The sequence below is a fragment of the Actinomadura keratinilytica genome, from assembly GCF_039539665.1.
GTDB classification, from domain to species: Bacteria; Actinomycetota; Actinomycetes; order Streptosporangiales; family Streptosporangiaceae; genus Spirillospora; species Spirillospora keratinilytica.
On the sequence record NZ_BAABDO010000046.1, the window covers coordinates 30,124 to 45,527 of the forward strand.

Here is a 15,404-nt window from a genome sequence, read left to right on the forward strand (position 1 = left end):
TTTCCCCGGGCGTGACGTCTGATTCTCCCGCCTTGTAGGGGTCGTACAAAGGGCCCCGGCGAAAGTTAGTCGCGATCGGCATCGGCACCGCGGAAGCCCAGAGGGGAAGCTGGGGCGTGTGATTCTCCTCGCCTCGCCCGGTCAGGGCGCCCAGACCCCAGGATTTCTGAGTCCGTGGCTTGAGGTACCCGGTGTCGCCGACCGCCTGGCATGGTGGTCCGCGGTCACCGGGCTCGACCTGGTCCGCTACGGGACCGTCGCGGACGCCGAGGAGATCCGCGACACCGCCGTGGCCCAGCCGCTGCTGGTCGCCGCGGCCCTGGCCGCGTTCGAGACGCTGTACCAGGGCGACGACCGGCCGGACGCGGTGGCCGGGCACAGCGTCGGCGAGCTGGCCGCCGCCGCGATCGCCGGGGTGCTGTCGCCGGAGGCCGCGCTGGTGCTGGTGCGCGAACGCGGCCGCGCGATGGCCGAGGCCGCCGCCGTCACCGAGACCGGCATGACCGCCGTGCTCGGCGGCGACCCCGACGAGGTCCTCGCGGCCATCGAACGGCACGGCCTGACCCCCGCCAACGTCAACGGCGCCGGGCAGGTCGTGGCCGCCGGGACGGTGGAGCGGCTCGCCGCCCTCAAGGACGACCCGCCGGCCAAGGCGCGGCTGCGCCCGCTGTCGGTGGCGGGCGCGTTCCACACCGAGCACATGGCCCCGGCCGTCGACACGCTGCGCCGCCTGGCGCCCGGCGCTCCGGTCGCCGACCCCGCCATCGCGCTGCTGTCCAACCGCGACGGCGCGGTGGTGCGCGACGGCCGCGACTACCTCGGCCGCCTCGTCGAGCAGGTCAGCGCGCCCGTCCGCTGGGACCGCTGCATGGCGACCATGCGCGAGCTGGGCGTCACCGCGATCATCGAGCTGCCGCCCGCCGGCACGCTCGTCGGCATCGCCCGGCGCGAGCTCAAGGGCGTGGAGCTGCTCGCCCTGAAGACCCCCGAGGACCTCGCCAAGGCCCGCGAGCTGATCAAGGCGCACACCTCATGACGGCCGCCGAGAACTTCACGCTGCGCCTGCCCGAGGGCGCGCCCGGCGCCCGCATCGTGGCGTTCGGCGACTACCAGCCCGCCCGGGTCGTCACCAACGACGAACTGGCCCAGATCGTCGACACCAACGACGAGTGGATCCGCACCCGCGTCGGCATCCGCGAACGCCGCATCGCCGCGCCCGACGAGACCGTCGGCGACATGGCCGTGCAGGCCGGCGGCAAGGCGCTGGCCGCCGGCGGCGTGTCCCCCGAGGACATCGACCTGGTGATCGTGGCGACCTGCTCCTACGAGACGCCCATCCCCAACCAGGCCGCCCGCGTCGCGCACCGGCTCGGCATCAAGGCCCCCGGCGCGTTCGACCTGAACGCCGCCTGCGCCGGGTTCTGCTACGCGCTGGAGACCGCCGCCTCGGCCGTGCGCACCGGCACCGCCCGCAACGCGCTGGTGATCGGCGCCGAGAAGATGTCCAACTGGATCGACTGGAACGACCGTTCCACCTGCATCATCTTCGCCGACGGCGCGGGCGCGGCGGTCGTCACCGCCGCCGACGAGCCGGGCGTGGGCCCGGTGGTGTGGGGCAGCGCCGGCGACCTGGCCGACAAGATCGTCGTGGCGGACCGGCAGTCGTTCATCCGGCAGGAGGGCCAGGCGGTGTTCCGCTGGGCCACCACCGCGGTCGCGCCCGTCGCGCTGGCCGCCTGCGAACGCGCCGGGGTCGCCCCCGAGGAGCTGGCGGCGCTGGTGCCGCACCAGGCCAACCTGCGTATCGTTGACGCGATCGCGCGACGGCTCAAGGCGGTCAACGCCGTGGTGGCCGACGACATCGTCCACTCCGGCAACACGTCGGCGGCGTCCATCCCCATGGCGCTGTCGCGCATGATCGAACGCGGCGACGTGCCGTCCGGCGCCCCGGCCCTGCTGGTCGGGTTCGGCGCCGGGCTGTCCTACGCCGCGCAAGTCATCCGGATTCCCTGACGTACGCGGGGCCCGACCCGACGACGATCCGACCACGAAGGAGAGCACACACCATGGCAGTCGCCACCGAGCAGGAGATCCTGGCCGGCCTCGCCGAGATCATCGACGAGATCGTGGGGATCGACAAGTCCGAGGTGACCCCCGAGAAGAACTTCGTCGACGACCTGGACATCGACTCGCTGTCGATGGTGGAGATCGCGGTGGCCGCCCAGGACAAGTTCGGCGTCGAGATCCCCGACGACCAGCTCAAGGACCTCAAGACGGTCAAGGACGTCGTCGTCTACGTCCAGAACCTGCAGCAGTAGGACCGCGGGCGGCGCGGCGCGCACCGGAGGGGGTGCCGCCGCGCCGCCGGCCGCGTTTCCGACTCCGGCGCCGCCCGCCGCCCCGTGGAGCCGCCCGCCTCCCCCAGTTCGCTAGGAGCACTCTCAATGAGCACTACCCAGACCAAAGTCGTGGTGACCGGGCTCGGTGCGACCACACCGCTCGGCGGTGACGTGCCGTCGACCTGGTCCGCACTGCTCGCCGGCGAGTCCGGGGTGCGCGAGCTGGACTGGGAGAACGTGGACCGGCTGCCCGTCCGGTTCGCCGCGCAGCTGGCCGTGGAGCCGTCCGAGGTCATCCCCAAGGCGCAGCTGCGCCGCCTGGACCGCTGCCAGGCGATCGCGCTGATCGCGGCGCGCGAGGCGTGGCGGGACGCCGGGTTCGCCCCGCCCGTCAAGCGCAAGGGCGGCAAGGACGCGGCCGAGACCGGGGTCGAAGGCGGCTACCGGGTCGACGGCGACCGGCTCGGCGTGGTGGTCTCCAGCGGCATCGGCGGCCTGCACACCGCCCTGAACAGCTACGACACGTTCCTGGAGAAGGGCTGGCAGCGGGTCACGCCGTTCACCGTGCCGATGCTGATGCCCAACGGCTCCTCCGGCCACATCGGCATCGAGTTCGGCGCCACGGCCGGGTCGCACGCCATGGTCAGCGCCTGCGCGTCCAGCGCCGAGGCGGTCGGCTACGCCATCGACATGATCCGCGCCGGCCGGGCCGACGTGGTGATCTGCGGCGGCACCGAGGCGTGCATCCACCCGCTGCAGATGGCCTCGTTCGGCGTGATGCGGGCGCTGTCCACCCGCAACGACGAGCCGCAGCGCGCCTCCCGGCCCTACGACAAGAACCGCGACGGCTTCGTGCTCGGCGAGGGCGCCGCGGTGATGATCCTGGAGTCGGAGGAGCACGCCCGCGCCCGCGGCGCCCGGGTGCACGCGATCGCCGCCGGCTGCGGCTACTCCGCCGACGCCTACGACATCGTGCTGCCCGACCCGTCCGGCGCCGGGCAGGCCAAGGCGATGCGCCGCGCGCTGGCCGACGCCGGCCTGCGGCCGGAGGACATCGTCCACGTCAACGCGCACGCCACCTCCACCCCCGCCGGCGACATCGCCGAGCTGACCTCCATCAAGGCCGCGCTCGGCGAGGAGGCGGCGCGCAAGCTGTGCATCACCGCCACCAAGTCGATGACCGGCCACCTGCTGGGCGGCGCCGGCGCGCTGGAGTCGATCTTCACGATCCTGGCGCTGCGGGAGGGCGTGGTCCCGGCCGTGGCCAACCTGGAGGACCTCGACGACGAGGCCGACCTGGACATCGTGCGCGGCGAGCCGCGCAAGCTGCCGGACGGCCCGGCCGCCGCGCTCAACAACTCGTTCGGCTTCGGCGGCCACAACGTGTCGGTCGCCTTCCAGCGCGCCGTCTGACGACCCGCCCCGCGGGCGTGGCCCGCCGGCTGTGACACAAGGAGCTTTACGGACGTGACTGTGCTCGACAACCGGGTCGTGGACCCGGCCGCCACCGCAGCCCAGCAGGAGGCCGATCCGCGGCATCCGCGGACCCGGCTCACCGCGCTCTTCGACGAGGGCACCTTCCGTCCGCTCGCCGGCGCCCCGGGCGAGGACGACGACAGCGGCGTGCTCGCCGGGCAGGGGCGGATCGAGGGCCTGCCGGTGGTGGCGTTCGCGTCCGACCCGCGCTTCCAGGGCGGCGCCATGGGCACCGCCGGGTGCGAGGCCATCGTGGCCGCCTACGACCTGGCCGTCCGCGAGCGGCTGCCGATCGTCGGGCTGTGGCACTCCGGCGGCGCCCGCCTGGCCGAGGGCGTGGAGTCGCTGCACGCGGTCGGCACCGTGTTCGCCGCGATGACCCGCGCGTCCGGCGTCGTCCCGCAGATCTCGGTGGTGCTCGGCGCCGCCGCCGGAGGCGCCGCCTACGGCCCGGCGCTGACCGACATCGTGGTGCTGTCCGAGGGCGGCAAGATCTTCGTGACCGGTCCGGACGTGGTCCGCTCGGTCACCGGCGAGGAGATCGACATGGCCGGGCTGGGCGGCCCCGAGCCGCACTCGCGCAAGTCCGGCGTGGTGCACGTGGTCGCCAAGGACGACACCGAGGCCATCGCGCAGGGCCGCAGGCTCGCCGTGCTGCTCGGCCACCAGGGCCGGGTCCGCCCCGGCGACGTCGAGGAGCGCGACTTCTCCGGCGTGCTGCCCGACAGCCCCCGGCGCGCCTACAACGTGCAGCCGCTGGTCAAGGGGGTGCTCGACGACACCGCGACGGCGGTCGAGCTGCACCCCAGGTGGGCGCCCAACATCGTGACCACGCTCGGCCGGCTCGGCGGCCGCACCGTCGGCGTGATCGCCAACAACCCGCTGCGGCTCGGCGGCTGCCTGGACGCCACGTCCGCCGAGAAGGCCGCCCGGTTCGTGCGGATGTGCGATGCGTTCGGGGTGCCGCTGGTGGTGCTGGTGGACGTGCCCGGCTACCTGCCCGGCGTCGGCCAGGAGCACGGGGGCGTGGTCCGCCGCGGCGCCAAGCTCCTGCACGCCTTCGCCGAGGCGACGGTGCCGCGGGTCACCCTGGTGACCCGCAAGGCCTACGGCGGCGCCTACATCGCGATGAACTCCCGCTCGCTGGGGGCGACCCGCGTGTTCGCCTGGCCGACCGCCGAGTTCGGCGTCATGGGCGCCGTCGCCGCCGTGCGCATCCTGCACCGGCGCAAGCTGGCCGCGGTGCCCGAGGAGGAGCGCCCGGCGCTGGAGGCCGAGCTGGCCGCCGAGCACGAGCGCATCGCCGGCGGTCTGGACCGGGCCCGCGAGCTCGGCGTCGTCGACGAGGTGATCACGCCGACGACCACCCGCACCGCCCTGGCCCGCGCCATCGCCGAGGCGATCCCGGCGCGCGGCGCGCACGGCAACATCCCGCTCTGACCGACCTCTGCCGATGGCCCGGCCCTGCGGCCGGGCCATCGGCATGTTCGGACTCCGCGGCGGGCGGGGAACAGCGGGCGGGAAAACGTTACGCGCGGCCGCTCCCGGGGGGAGCGGCCGCGCGTGCGGTCAGACGATGCCCGGGGCGTGCGGATCACACGGCCGCGTGCAGCCAGCGGACGGGAGCGCCGTCGCCCGCGCGGCGGAAGGGCTCCAGCTCGTTGTCCCAGGGGGTGCCGAGCAGGCGCTCCAGCTCGTGTTCGAGATTGGCCTTGCCGACCGCGGCGTTGGCCATGACGCTGCGCAGCCGGTCCTCGGGGATCATGATGTCGCCGTTGGCGCCGATCACGCCCGTGAACACCCCGAGGGACGGGGTGAAGCTGTAGCGGACGCCGTCGCACCCCGGCGTGGGATCCTCGGTGACCTCGAACCGCAGCAGCTTCCAGCTGCGCAGCGCGGACGTGATCCCCGCCGCGGTGCCGGGCCTGCCCTCCCAATGGAGTTCGGCGCGCAGCGTCCCCGGGGCGGCGGCTTGGTCGGCCCATTCCAGCGAAACGGGCACGCCAAGAACACCTGCGACGGCCCACTCGATGTGCGGGCTGAGCGCAGGCGGCGCTGAGTGGACGTAGAAAACGCCACGTGCGGTCACCGGACCTCCTGGATCTGTACCGAGGCTCGTCTTCCCCTACGGCCTCGTAAGTCCCAGGACGCGTTCCGCGACCATCATTCTGCATCATCGGCACCGGAGACACCACTGCACGACGCCTGTTAGCCGAAGCAATGCGGCCGTGGAGGGCGGCGCGGGCGCCCGTCCCGGGACGCGGCCGACGGCAGGTCGGGGGCGGGTCAGGGGGCGGGGCGGCGGCGCGCGGCGGCGAGCACGACGGCGGCGGCCGTGACCAGTACGGCCAGATGCCCGACGTAGTCGCCGTAGCGGTCGTAGGGGGTGCGGTCGGCGGCGGGCGGGACCCGCAGGGTGACGACGACGGCGCCGCGCCGGTCGGTGCCCAACCGGGCCAGCCGCCTGCCCTGGGCGTCGTAGGCGGCCGAGACCCCGGTCAGCGCGGCCTGCACGGCGGGCCGTCCGGTCTCGGCGGCGCGGACGGCGGCGAGGGCGGCGTGCTGCTCCGGTGCCCAGCTGTCCTGGAAGGTGGACGTGGACGACTGGTAGACCAGGATCTGGGCGCCGTGCCGGACGACGGCGCGGCCGAGGTCGGGGAAGGCGGACTCGAAGCAGATCAGCGGGCCGATCGCCGCGTCGCCCGCGCGCAGGGCCGCGGCGCCGGTGCCGGGGACGCGGTCCTCGCCCGCGGCCCGGCTGACGCGGGTCAGCCAGCCGAACGCCGGGCGCAGCGGGATGTACTCGCCGAACGGCACCAGCCGCGTCTTGACGTACCGCCCTTCGGGCCCGTGCGGGCCGAGCAGGATCGCGCTTTTGGAGATGCGGCCGGAGGCGTCGCGGGCGTCCTCGTTGACCAGCAGCCGGCCGCGCGCCGCCAGGGCGGTGAGCCGCGCGGCGACGTCGGGGCGGCGGGCGAGGTCGACGCCGACGCTGCTCTCCGCCCACACGATCAGGTCGGCCGGGGGCAGTCCGGCGGTGATGCGCTCGCCCGCCGCCAGCCGGGGGCCGGGGCCGTGGATCACGCCGGGCTGCACCAGCGCGACGCCGACGGCGCGTTCGGCGGGCGGCGCGGGCCGCAGCGCGTACACCGCCGGGCCCGCCAGCCCGATCGCCGCGGCGGCGGCGAGCAGCGCCCGCCGGGCCCGCGGGAGCAGCAGGGCCAGGGCCACGGCCGTGTTGGCGGCGACGAGCGCGAACGACACCAGCCACACGCCGCCCACGGCGGCCAGGGCCAGCACGGTGGGGTGCCGCCATTGGGACGCCCCCAGCAGCGCCCACGGGCCGCCCAGGCGCGGCCAGGAGCGCACCAGTTCGATGACCAGCCACACGCTCGGCACCACGACCATGGCCAGGAGGGGGTGCTCGGGCACGAGACGCCGTATGGCGGCGCCCCATCCCGCCCACATCGCGCCGAACACCACCGCGACGAGCAGCAGCCCGGGGCCGATGTTGGGGAGCGTCCAGTAGAGGGCCGCCAGCAGGAGGCCGGCGCCGAACCACCAGCCGCGCACGGCCGCCTCCCGTACCGTCGGGGCGCGGCTCATCAGCCAGATCCCGGGGACGAGCACCACCCACGCCAGCCACCCCAAGTCGGCCTCGGGGAAGACGACCAGTGTCAGCGCCCCGGCCGCCAGGCTCGCCGCCCGTGCGCGCGTCGGCCGCGCCGGGACCCTCTGTCGCGGCGTCGGTCGCGGTGTCCGTGCGCGTTCCGGCGCGCGGGTCTGCCGGCGTCCGAGCACTCCTCCAGTAAGGCACCGCCGTTCGGTGAACGCCACTCCGCGCGTTTTCAATGACACAGGGTGCTCGTTAGGGCACACTCAGTTAAATGTTCGACCAAGATTCCTGTCTCGAGCGTCTGCTCGCCCGGCATGACGACGCCGTCGTGGTGGAGGCGGTGCCCGGCCGCCCCGCCCTGATCCGGCGCGATGAGCTGCTGGTCGCCCCCCAGGACGCGCCCGCCGTGGCGGATCTCGTGCGCCGCTGGCACGACTCCGGTGAGGACGACCACGGCGTGCACCGGATGCGGCTGCGTCCGGCCGCGCGCGTGGACGTGTGCGAACTGGCGTCCCAGCTCGCCGGCGACCGCCGCCACCGGGAGCTGGCCGTCGCCCCCAACCACCTGGTGCACGGCCAGCCGCTGTGGTGGTCGGGCCCCGCCGATCTGGCTCGCCCCACGGCCCCGGTGCCCGCGCCCAGGCCGCGTCCGGCCGCCCGGGAGACGACGGTCGCGGTGCTGGACACGGGTCTGTCGCCCCACCCGTGGTACGACGGCGCCGACTGGTACGCCGGGCAGCGCGACGACGTGGCGGAGGTGCTCGACGCCGACCTCGACTGCGCGCTGGACGCGCAGGCGGGGCACGGCACGTTCATCACGGGGGTGGTCCTGCGGTACGCGCCGTCGGCCCGTATCCGCGCGGTGCGGGTGCTGGGCGGCGACGGCGTCGGCGACGAGCTGGACGTGGTGCGCGCGCTCGCCCGGCTGGCCGCGTGGGGCCGCGCCGACGTGGTGAACCTGTCGCTGGGGTGCCACACCTTCGACGACCGCCCCTCCCCCGTGCTGTCGCGGGTGCTGGCGCAGCTGCGGTCGGCGCCGCGCCGCCCGGTGGTGGTGGCGTGCGCGGGCAACACCGGCGGCGAGCGGCCGTTCTGGCCCGCCGCGGCCAAGTCGGTGATCTCGGTGGCCGCGCTGGACACCCGGCGGGGGCGCACCGATCGCGCGTGGTTCTCCAACTACGGCTGGTGGGTGGACGCGTGCGCGCCCGGTGTGGACATCGCCAGCTGCTTCGTGCGGTTCGGCGAGTTCGACGGGTACGCGCGCTGGAGCGGCACCTCGTTCGCCGCGCCGGCGGTCGCGGGGATGATCGCCGGGCTGGCCGCCCAGGAGGACGTGCCGGCGGCCGAGGCGGCGCGGCGGGTGCTGGATCCGGCCCGCGCGCGCACGCTGCCCGACCTCGGCGTCGTGGTCGGGCCGTCGGCACGGGACGAGGTCCAGCGTGAGCCCGCAGGCGTCTAGACCGGCCTACGGGCCGCCCCTGGCGGAGGCGGCGTCACCCGAGGAACTGGTGGGGCGGGCCCGCGGCGGCGACGGCGACGCGTGGGCGGCGCTGACCCGGCGCTACACCGGCATGCTGTGGGCCATCGCCCGCTCCCACGGGCTGTCGCAGAACGACGCGGCGGACGTGGTGCAGACCGCGTGGCTGCGCCTCGTCGAGCGCCTCGACGCGCTGCGCGATCCGAGGCGGGTAGGGGCGTGGCTCGCCGTCACCACGGCCCGTGAGGCCGCACGGGCGCGTTTCCGGTCGGCGCAGTGGCCGCACGATGCGCACGACGGGGCCGTCCACCCTCCGGCGTCGCGCACACCGGAGGGCGTCTGGACCGCCCGGGAGCGCCTGCGCCGCGTCGCGGAGGCGCTGGAGGAACTGCCCGAGCGGTGCCGGCGGCTCCTGCGGCTGTTCGCCGCGTCCCCCAGTTACACCGATGTGGCGGCGGCCCTGGGGATGCCGGTCGGCAGCATCGGCCCCACCCGCACACGGTGCCTGACCGCGCTGCGCCAACGCCTCGGAGACGACTTCTGACGTCATGAACGAGCAGGAGATCCTGGCGGAGATACGGGCCGCCTTCGACGCCATCGACCCGCCCCCTCCGCATGTGCTGGAGGGGGCGCAGGCCGCGTTCCGGTGGCGCGCCCCCGACGCGCTCCTGGTGGAGTTCGTCGGTGACGCGGCGGCCGGGAGGTCGGGGCTGCGCCAGGGCGACGGCCCGCGGCTGCTCAGCTTCACCGGCCACGACGTGGGCGTGGAGATCGAGGTGGTGGAGGAGCCGCAGGGGCACCGCGTCGTCGGCCGCCTCCTGCCCCCGGCCACCGCCACCGTGGTGCTGCGGCACGCGGACGGGGAGCTGCGCTCGGCCACCGACATGGCGGGGCAGTTCATGATGGACGGCGTGCCCGGGGGCCCGGTCAGCCTGATGTTCCGCCTGCCCGGCGGGGTGTGCGTCGTCACCAGCTGGGTGCGCTTGTGAGCGACCTGCTGCGGCTGGCGGCCTCGGAGCCCGCCCGCGCCTACGTGACGGCGCTGGCGGCCGTGCAGACGCACGACGACGCGGCGGCCCGTGTCACGGCGTTACGGGCCGCCGCGGTCGCCGCCAAGGAGATGGGGCGGCTGGGCGAGGGCATCGAGCTGCTCACCACCGCGCTGCACACGGCGCTGGGCCTGCCCTACCAGGAGGCGCAGGTGCGGATGACGCTGGTGGGTCTGCTGGCCGCGCGCGGGGACCTGGCGGGCGCCCTGGACGCCGCCGAACGCGCCGCGCCGCTTCTGGAGGGCACCGACGCCGAACGCCTCACCGCCAACCGGGCCTGCGCGCTGGCCAGGGCGGGGCGGCTCGAGGAGGCGCTCGGCGCCCTCCCCCTGCTGCGGTCGGGGAGGGACCCCGCCGCGCTGACCGGACTGCTGACGAACCTGGGGCTGGCCCGTGCGCTCAGGGGCGAGCTGGACGCCGCGCAGGCCGTGCTCGCCGAGGCCGTGGACGTCGCGTCGCGGACGGGGCTGCGGCACCAGGCGGCGATGGCGCGGGTCAATTTGGCGTTCGTCGTGTCCCGCCGGGGCGACGTGCCGTCGGCCCTGCACCTGTACACGGTCGCCGAGGCCGACCTGACGGGCGAGCGCCTGGCGCAGGCGCGGCTCGACCGGGCCGAGACGCTGATCTCCGCGGGGCTGCCCGGCGAGGCCCGCCCGCTGCTGGAGAGGACCCTGGCGGACGTGGCGCGGCGCGGCTACGCCTGCGACGCCGCGGACGGCCTGCTGCTGCTGGCGCACGCCGAGCTGGCCGACGGGGATCCGGAACGGGCCGCCGCCACCGCCGAACGGGCCCGCGCCGCGTTCGCCGCGCAGGAGCGCCCCGGGTGGGCGCTGCCCGCCGAGCACCTGCTGGTGCGGGCGCGCTGGGCCGGCGGCGACCGGTCCGCGGTGTTCCTGCGCGCGGCGGTGGCCGCCGCCGACCGCCTCGCGCGGGGAGGCTGGGACGAGGCCGCCACCGAGGCGTGGATCATTTCGGCGCGGCTGCGCATGGAGCTGGGGCGTCCGCCGCGCGCCCTGCCCGCCGGGGTCGAGTGCGCCCGCGCGCGGGGCCCGGCGACGAGCTGGCCGCGTTCGGGCTGCGCCTGGCGCGTTCGGCGCGCGAGCTGCTGCTGGCCGGGGAGCGGCGCCGCGCGGTGGCCCGGCGTCCCGTCGCGGTGCGTCCGCCGCGCGACCCGGCCCACGCCGCCGCGCTGGCGGAGCTGCCCACCGCGAGCGCCGCCCACACCGCCGCCACGGCGGACGGTTCCCTCACCGCGGACGAGCTCGCCGCCTCGGCCGAACGGCTCTGCCGGTTGGAGCGGTCCGTGCAGAGCATGGCCCGCGCCGGGCGCCGGTCGGCCGAGGGGGCGTGCCGGGACCCGGCGGAGGTGCCGCCGACGTTGGCGCGGCTCCCCGACGCCCTCGGCGACCGCGCGCTGCTGGAGCTGGTGCGGATCGGCGACGACCTGCACGCCGTGACCGTCACCGGGGGGCGGTGCCGCCGCCGGCGGCTCGGCCCCTACAAGAGCGTCGAGCAGGACGTCCACCTGGTGCGGTTCGCGCTGCGGCGCCTGGTGATGGCGGACGGCAGGGACGAGGCGGCCGAGGCGGGGCTGGCGCAGGCGGCGCGGCGCGTCCAGTCCGCGGTGCTGGAACCGCTGGACGACGCCCTGGGTCAACGCGAGCTGGTCATCGCGCCCACGGCGACGCTGCACGGCCTCCCCTGGGCGGTGCTGCCGATGCTGGCGGAGCGGCCGTTCACGGTGGTGCCGTCCGCCGCCGCCTGGCTGCGCGCGCACGGGTCGGGCAGGACCCCTGCGCGCCGTGTCGTGCTGGTCGCCGGTCCCCGGCTGGAGCACGCCGCGGCGGAGGTACTGGCGCTGGCCAGGCTCTACCCCGGCGCGACCGTCATGACGGGGGCGGCGGCGCGCGTGGACGACGTCCGCCGGGCACTGGACGGGGCCGACCTGACGCACCTGGCCGCGCACGGGTACTTCCGGCGGGGCAACGCCCTGCTGTCGCACCTGGAGCTGTCCGACGGCCCCCTGATGGGCTACGACCTGCAGGAGCTGGACCGTCCCCCGGCCACGATCGTCCTGTCGGGGTGCGACACGGGCCGTTCGGAGGCCGGGGACGCGGTGACCGGCCTGGCCGGGGTGCTGCTGGGCGCGGGGACGGCCACCGTGATCGCCAGCGTCGCCCCCGTGGGGGACCGCGCCGCCCGCGACGCCATGATCGACTTCCATGGGCGGCTGCACCGGGGCAGGCCGCCCGCGTCCGCGCTGGCGGCGGTCCCCCGCACCCCCGGCACCGCGGGGTTCCAGTGCTTCGGCGCCGGCTGAGCGCCGTGCGGGCTCAGCCGTCCCCGGTCGCCACCGGGTTGCCGGGGTCGGCGACCCAGTTGGACCAGGACCCGACGTACAGGGCGGCGGGGATGCCCGCCAGGTGCAGCGCCAGGACCTCGTGGGCGGCGGTCACTCCGGAGCCGCAGTAGACGCCGACGTCCACGGCGTCGGTCGCGCCGAGTTCGCCGAAGCGGTCGCGCAGCACGCCGGGCGGCAGGAAGCGTCCGTCCACCCCCACGTTGCCCACGGTGGGGGCGCTGACCGCGCCGGGGATGTGCCCGGCGACGGGGTCGACCGGCTCGTTCTCGCCCCGGTAGCGCTCGGCGGAGCGGGCGTCCAGCAGCACCCCGGCCTTGGCCAGCGCGGCGGCGCCGGCGGCGTCCAGGACGGGCATCCCGCCGGGCCGGGCGGTGAAGTCGCCGGGGGCGACGTCGGGCACCTCGGTGGTCACCGGCTGCCCCGCGCCGACCCAGGCGTGGTAGCCGCCGTCGAGGACGCGCACGCGGGTGTGGCCGAAGTAGCGCAGCGTCCACCACGCCCGCCCCGCGGCGGTGGAGTCGGCGTCGTCGTAGACCACCACGGTGCGGCCCGCGGACACCCCGGCGCGCCGCATCGCCTCCTCGAAGGCGTCCGGCGGCGGCAGCGGGTGGCGGCCCTGCGGTCCCGGCGGCGCGGCCAGGTCGCGGTCCAGGTCGACGAAGACGGCGCCGGGCAGGTGGCCGGCGTCGTAGGCGGCGCGGCCGGGCGGGCCGCCCAGGCGCCAGCGGACGTCGAGCAGGGTGGGCGGGTCGTGGCGCAGGAGCCGGGCCAGGTCGGCGACGTCGATGAGAGGCTGCACATCGCCAGTCTGACCATGGTCGCCGAAATTTGACAGGGGAGTGTCCACGTTCCTCATTCCCGGTGAACGGCCAGCAGCGGCACGAGCTGCTCGGCGGGCGTCAGCGAACCGTGCATGCCGACCAGGCTCGACATCAGCGGCTCGGTCTCCCGCGCGACGATCGCCAGGTCGGCGTTCGGGACCGCGACGACGTCGCCGACGCGCGGCAGCACCTGCGGGGCCACCGGGCCGAACCAGCCCGCGTCCACGGCCTCCTCGCGGGTGACCACCCACGCCTCGCCCGCCAGCGTCTCCCGCCAGGCCGCCAGCACGTCGGCGGCGGCGCCCGGCAGCGCGTACACGTGCCGCGCGCGCGGCTCGCCGCCCAGTTCGGCCACTCCCTCGCACAGGGCCGGCACCCGGTCGGCGTCGACGTGCCGGGTCGGGTTGACCATGCCGTGGTCGGCGGTGACGTACATGGACGTGCCGGGCGGCAGCACGTCGGCCAGGCGTTCGGCGAGCAGGTCGGCGAAGCGCAGCTGGTGGCGCCAGTGCGGGGAGCCCGCGCCGAAGCGGTGGCCGGTGGAGTCCAGGTCGGAGTGGTAGACGGTCACGTACGCCCGGTCGGCCCCGGCGAGGACCCGCCCGGCCTCGGCGACGAGCTGGCCGAGCGAGTCGCCGGGCACGTAGTCGGCGCCCCGGGCCGTGGCCAGGCTCAGCCCGCTGCCGCGGTAGGCGCCGGACGCGACGTAGCCCGTGGACACGCCCGCCGCCGCGGCCCGCTCGTAGACGGTCGGACGGGGCTGCACGACGGCCGGGTCGGCGTCCTCGGCGCGCCACCTGAGGCACTGCAGCAGCCCCTCCACGCCCGGCACGGCGAACTGGATGCCGACCAGCCCGTGCTCCCCCGGCGGCAGCCCGGTGCCCAGCGACGCCAGGCTGGTGGCGGTGGTGGCGGGGAATCCGGCGCTCAGGACGCGTCCTTCGGCGGCCAGCGAGGCCAGGAACGGCGCGTCCGCCTCGTGCGCGCGCAGCAGCTCCCAGCCGAGGCCGTCGATCAGCAGCAGGCAGGCGCGCGGCCGCTCCGGCAGGTCCAGCGCGTTGGCGGCGCCGGGGACGCCCACCGCGGCGAGCAGGGACGCGGCCAGGTCGGCCAGCGTCCCCGTGCCGTAGCGCGGCGCCGCCGGCCGCCCGGCCGTCACCGCGCGCTCCCGCATGTCCGGGCCGCGGTCATCGGGCGGTGGCCTCCGACAGCGCCTCGGCGAAGGCCAGCACCTGCGTCACCGCGTCGGCGCCGTCGGCGGCCTCGCTGACCCGCAGCGACAGGTCGTCGGCGGTGACGCTGCCGGTGTAGCCGTGGTCGGCCTCGCAGTTCTCGTCGCCGCAGGTCGCCGGTTCCAGGTCGATGTGCGAGATCGCGCCCCAGCCGATCGTCAGCACGACCTCCGACGGCGGCACGCCGGGCACGTAGGAGGCCGGGTCGGGCACCACGCGCGTCACGGCGACGGACTGGACCCGGTCGAGCCGGACGGCCTCGGTGGTGGTGGAGGCGTGCGGCCGCGGATTCCCCTCGCCGGGCGGGTGCTCGTCGGTGTGGCAGACCAGCAGGCGGGTCGGCGACAGCACCAGCACGGTCACGTGCCGCCGCATCTCCATGGCGGGATCGAAGGTCGCCTCGTGGTGCACCACGAAGGCGTCCACCTGCTCAGCGCCGATGGCCGACTCGACCGCGTCCGCCACAAGTGCGGGGTAGTAGCCGCTGCGCTCGATGGCCGCGCGCAGCCCATGCGCCGTCGCTCGGGTGTCCCTCATGCCCCCATCCTGCCCTGTCGGGCCGCACCTCGCACGCCGCGCGGGTGAACCCCGGTTCCCACGTGCCCCTCCCGCCGCACGACTCCGCGGCGGGCCGCCGCGCCCCCGGCCGCCGCCGCCCGCCGCGCCCGCGCCGTCCTTCCGGCGGGACGGCGCCCACCAGGGCCGATGCGGGGTCATCGGGTGCGGTCCGGGTAGGGGTGGGGCATGAGCATGACCGACCCGGTGCCGGGCCCGCCGCCGGTGCCGCCGCCCCAGCCGCCGGTGCCGCCCCCGGAGCCGCCGCCCAAACCGCCGGAGCCGCCCCGTCCGCCGCAGCCCGTCCCGGAACCCGAACCGGAACCGATCCCGCCCATACCGGAGCCTGAGCCGGTCCCGCCCGAACCCGGCCCGCCGCCCTACCCGGAGTAGGCCGCTCCCCCATCGAGCGGCCGCCTAGCTGTACTGACCATGGACGTTGGTGACGGCGACACGGCTGGATGATCTTGAAATGAA

Annotated in this window: 15 protein-coding genes; 10 read left to right on the plus strand and 5 right to left on the minus strand. The window is 76.0% G+C overall.

Features of this window, described 5'->3' with window-relative positions; translation table 11 throughout:
• Nucleotides 1–118 precede the first annotated feature (118 nt).
• The 5 genes from ABD879_RS16505 (at nt 119) to ABD879_RS16525 (ending at nt 5,255) form a co-directional block, all read left to right on the plus strand.
• Entirely contained in the window at nt 119–1,036 is a 918-nt protein-coding gene (locus ABD879_RS16505) for an ACP S-malonyltransferase (RefSeq protein WP_345022300.1), read from the plus strand.
• The gene (locus ABD879_RS16510) at nt 1,033–2,013 is read left to right on the plus strand and encodes a beta-ketoacyl-ACP synthase III (protein WP_345022301.1); all 981 of its coding nucleotides are present in this window, start codon (nt 1,033–1,035) and stop codon (nt 2,011–2,013) included. Before ABD879_RS16505 ends, ABD879_RS16510 begins: the two co-directional genes overlap by 4 nt.
• Nucleotides 2,014–2,066: 53 nt before the next feature.
• Nucleotides 2,067–2,318, plus strand: a complete 252-nt coding sequence (locus tag ABD879_RS16515; RefSeq protein ID WP_285496167.1) for an acyl carrier protein — start codon at nt 2,067–2,069, stop codon at nt 2,316–2,318.
• 126 nt (nt 2,319–2,444) lie between these two features.
• Nucleotides 2,445–3,752, plus strand: a complete 1,308-nt coding sequence (locus tag ABD879_RS16520) for a beta-ketoacyl-[acyl-carrier-protein] synthase family protein (RefSeq protein ID WP_345022302.1) — start codon at nt 2,445–2,447, stop codon at nt 3,750–3,752.
• Between the two features lie 54 nt (nt 3,753–3,806).
• Nucleotides 3,807–5,255 (plus strand): acyl-CoA carboxylase subunit beta, encoded by a 1,449-nt coding sequence (locus ABD879_RS16525; RefSeq protein ID WP_345022303.1) that lies wholly within the window; start codon nt 3,807–3,809, stop codon nt 5,253–5,255.
• 154 nt (nt 5,256–5,409) lie between these two features.
• Here the strand turns inward: ABD879_RS16525 and ABD879_RS16530 are convergent, their stop codons facing one another.
• Nucleotides 5,410–5,904, minus strand: a complete 495-nt coding sequence (locus ABD879_RS16530; protein WP_285496170.1) for a DUF3145 domain-containing protein — start codon at nt 5,902–5,904, stop codon at nt 5,410–5,412.
• A 197-nt stretch (nt 5,905–6,101) separates the two neighbouring features.
• Nucleotides 6,102–7,694 (minus strand): apolipoprotein N-acyltransferase, encoded by a 1,593-nt coding sequence (lnt, locus tag ABD879_RS16535; RefSeq protein WP_345022304.1) that lies wholly within the window; start codon nt 7,692–7,694, stop codon nt 6,102–6,104.
• Nucleotides 7,695–7,702: 8 nt separating this feature from the next.
• Here lnt and ABD879_RS16540 point away from each other — a divergent pair, with 8 nt between their 5' ends.
• The 5 genes from ABD879_RS16540 to ABD879_RS16560 are packed head-to-tail and all read left to right on the plus strand — an operon-like array spanning nt 7,703 to nt 12,277.
• On the plus strand, nt 7,703–8,890 hold the full coding sequence (locus ABD879_RS16540) for a S8 family serine peptidase (protein WP_345022305.1): 1,188 nt from the start codon (nt 7,703–7,705) through the stop codon (nt 8,888–8,890).
• Nucleotides 8,871–9,452, plus strand: coding sequence for an RNA polymerase sigma factor (locus ABD879_RS16545; RefSeq protein WP_345022306.1), 582 nt, complete (start codon nt 8,871–8,873; stop codon nt 9,450–9,452). The genes ABD879_RS16540 and ABD879_RS16545 overlap by 20 nt, the downstream gene beginning before the upstream one ends.
• A 4-nt stretch (nt 9,453–9,456) precedes the next feature.
• On the plus strand, nt 9,457–9,897 hold the full coding sequence (locus ABD879_RS16550) for a hypothetical protein (RefSeq protein ID WP_345022307.1): 441 nt from the start codon (nt 9,457–9,459) through the stop codon (nt 9,895–9,897).
• Nucleotides 9,894–11,414: a tetratricopeptide repeat protein gene (locus ABD879_RS16555; RefSeq protein ID WP_345022308.1), complete on the plus strand. Its 1,521-nt coding sequence runs from the start codon at nt 9,894–9,896 to the stop codon at nt 11,412–11,414. Before ABD879_RS16550 ends, ABD879_RS16555 begins: the two co-directional genes overlap by 4 nt.
• Nucleotides 11,336–12,277: a CHAT domain-containing protein gene (locus tag ABD879_RS16560; protein ID WP_345022309.1), complete on the plus strand. Its 942-nt coding sequence runs from the start codon at nt 11,336–11,338 to the stop codon at nt 12,275–12,277. The genes ABD879_RS16555 and ABD879_RS16560 overlap by 79 nt, the downstream gene beginning before the upstream one ends.
• 13 nt (nt 12,278–12,290) lie before the next feature.
• Here the strand turns inward: ABD879_RS16560 and ABD879_RS16565 are convergent, their stop codons facing one another.
• From ABD879_RS16565 to ABD879_RS16575, 3 genes are read right to left on the minus strand one after another with little or no spacing between them, the layout of a single operon-like run.
• On the minus strand, nt 12,291–13,118 hold the full coding sequence (locus ABD879_RS16565; RefSeq protein ID WP_345022310.1) for a sulfurtransferase: 828 nt from the start codon (nt 13,116–13,118) through the stop codon (nt 12,291–12,293).
• Between the two features lie 53 nt (nt 13,119–13,171).
• Nucleotides 13,172–14,299 carry an alkaline phosphatase family protein gene (locus ABD879_RS16570; protein ID WP_345022311.1) on the minus strand — a complete coding sequence of 376 codons (1,128 nt, stop codon included), beginning with the start codon at nt 14,297–14,299 and terminating at the stop codon, nt 13,172–13,174.
• A 28-nt stretch (nt 14,300–14,327) separates the two neighbouring features.
• Entirely contained in the window at nt 14,328–14,909 is a 582-nt protein-coding gene (locus ABD879_RS16575) for a DUF5998 family protein (RefSeq protein ID WP_285496178.1), read from the minus strand.
• Nucleotides 14,910–15,404 lie beyond the last annotated feature (495 nt).